Raw genomic sequence first — 2302 nt, 5'->3', positions numbered from 1 at the left:
CCTCCCCCCCACCCCCCCGCTCCCCCCCGCTCACTGCGGGCGTCGCCCGCGGCGCGGCGGTGGGGGCGCCCCGCCCCCCGCCCGCCCCGCGGCGGTGATGGCCGGACCGGGTTCCTTCGTCGCCTTCAGCCGCCAGCGCGGACTGGCCCCCGACGGCCGCTGCAAGCCGTTCGCCGAGGCCGCCGACGGCACCGCCTGGGGCGAGGGCGTCGGCATGCTGCTCGTCGAGCGGCTCTCCGACGCGGAACGCAACGGCCACCCCGTGCTCGCCGTGGTGCGCGGCACCGCGATCAACCAGGACGGCGCCTCCAACGGCCTGACCGCACCCAACGGCCCCTCCCAGCAGCGGGTCATCCGTCAGGCCCTCGCCGACGCCGGCCTGACCGCCGCCGACGTGGACGCGGTCGAGGCGCACGGCACCGGCACCACCCTGGGCGACCCGATCGAGGCGCAGGCCCTGCTCGCCACCTACGGGCAGGACCGCGAGGCGGACCGGCCGCTCTGGCTCGGCTCCCTCAAGTCCAACATCGGCCACACCCAGGCCGCCGCCGGCATCGGCGGCATCATCAAGACCGTCATGGCGATGCGCCACGGCGTCCTGCCGCGCACCCTGCACGTCAACGAGCCCTCCCCGCACGTCGACTGGACCGCCGGTGCGGTCGAGCTGCTCACCGAGGCCCGCCCCTGGCCGGAGACCGGCCGCCCCCGCCGGGCCGCCGTCTCCTCCTTCGGCTTCAGCGGCACCAACGCCCACGCCGTCCTCGAACAGGCCCCGCAGACCGCGGAGATCCCGGCCGCCGAGCCCGCCACCCGCGCCCCCGCCGCGCTGCCCTGGGTGCTCTCCGCCCGGACCCCGGAGGCGCTGCGCGCGCAGGCCCGCCGACTCACCGCCCACCTCGACGCGCACCCCGAGCACCGCCTCGCCGACCTCGGCCACTCGCTCGCCACCACCCGCACCGCCTTCGAGCACCGCGCCGTCCTGGTCGCCGGCGAGCGGGACGGCTTCCGCCGCGCCCTGGACGCCCTCGCCGACGGCCTCGGCGCCCCCGGACTGCTCCACGGCACCACCGCCCCCGGCCGCACCGCCTTCCTCTTCACCGGCCAGGGCAGCCAGCGGCTCGCCATGGGCCGCGAACTCTACGAGACGTACCCGGTCTTCGCCCGCGCCCTCGACCAGGCCGCCGGCCACCTCGACCTCCAGCTCGAACGCCCGCTGCGCGAGGTTCTGTTCGCCGCCGAGGGCACCCCCGAGGCCGAGCTGCTGCACCGCACCGCCTACACCCAGCCCGCCCTGTTCGCCGTCGAGGTCGCCCTCCACCGCCTCGTCGAGTCCTGGGGCCTGCGCCCCGACGCCGTCGCCGGACACTCCATCGGCGAGTTCGCCGCCGCACACGCCGCCGGCGTGCTCACCCTCGCCGACGCCGCCCTGCTCGTGGCCGCCCGCGGCCGCCTGATGGAGGCACTGCCGGCCGGCGGCGCCATGGCCGCCGTCCAGGCCACCGAGGACGAGATCCGCACCACCCTCGCCGGCCGCGAGGGCGCCGTCGCCGTCGCCGCCGTCAACGGCCCGGCCTCCGTCGTCGTCGCCGGCGACGAGGACGCCGTCCTCGCCGTCGCCGACCACTGGGCCGAGCAGGGGCGCAAGACCCGCCGCCTGACCGTCAGCCACGCCTTCCACTCGCCCCACATGGACGCCGTGCTGGCCGACTTCCGCCGCTGCGCACAGGCCGTCTCGTACGCCGCGCCCAAGGTCCCGATCGTCTCCACGCTCACCGGCCGGACCGTCACCGCCGAGGAGATCGGCGACCCCGAGTACTGGGTGCGCCACGTCCGCGAGACCGTCCGCTACTGCGACGCCGTCCGGACCCTGGAGGCCCAGGGCGTCACCACCTACCTGGAGCTCGGCCCCGAGGGCGTGCTCTCCGCGATGGGCCAGGACTGCCTGGCCGACCCGGACGCCGCCGTGTTCGTCCCGCTGCTGCGCGGCGACCGCCCCGAGGTGCACACCGCGACCGCCGCACTCGGCCAGGCCCACATCCGGGGCGCCGCCCCCGACTGGGACGCCGTCTTCGCCGGCCAGGGCGCCCGCCGCGTCGACCTGCCCACCTACGCCTTCCAGCAGGAGCGGTTCTGGCTCGCGCCCGGCTCCGACGGCGGCGACGTCACCGCCGTCGGCCTCGGCGCCGTCGACCACCCCCTGCTCGGCGCGGCCGTCGCGCTCGCCGACGGCGACGGCGTCCTGTTCACCGGCCGGATCGCCCTCGACACCCACCCCGGGCTCGCCGACCACGCCGTGCAGGGC

General features: G+C 77.5%; 1 protein-coding gene. It reads left to right on the top strand.

Going from position 1 to position 2302, the window contains the following annotated elements:
• A partial coding sequence (locus ACFV0G_RS38465) for a type I polyketide synthase (RefSeq protein ID WP_380558259.1) occupies positions 1-2302 on the top strand: 2302 nt, incomplete at both ends.

The sequence above is a fragment of the Kitasatospora sp. NPDC059571 genome (assembly GCF_042735675.1).
In the GTDB taxonomy this organism is placed as follows: Bacteria; Actinomycetota; Actinomycetes; order Streptomycetales; family Streptomycetaceae; genus Kitasatospora.
Note: the sequence above shows the minus strand (reverse complement) of the source record. Positions and strands in the feature narration are given on the sequence as shown.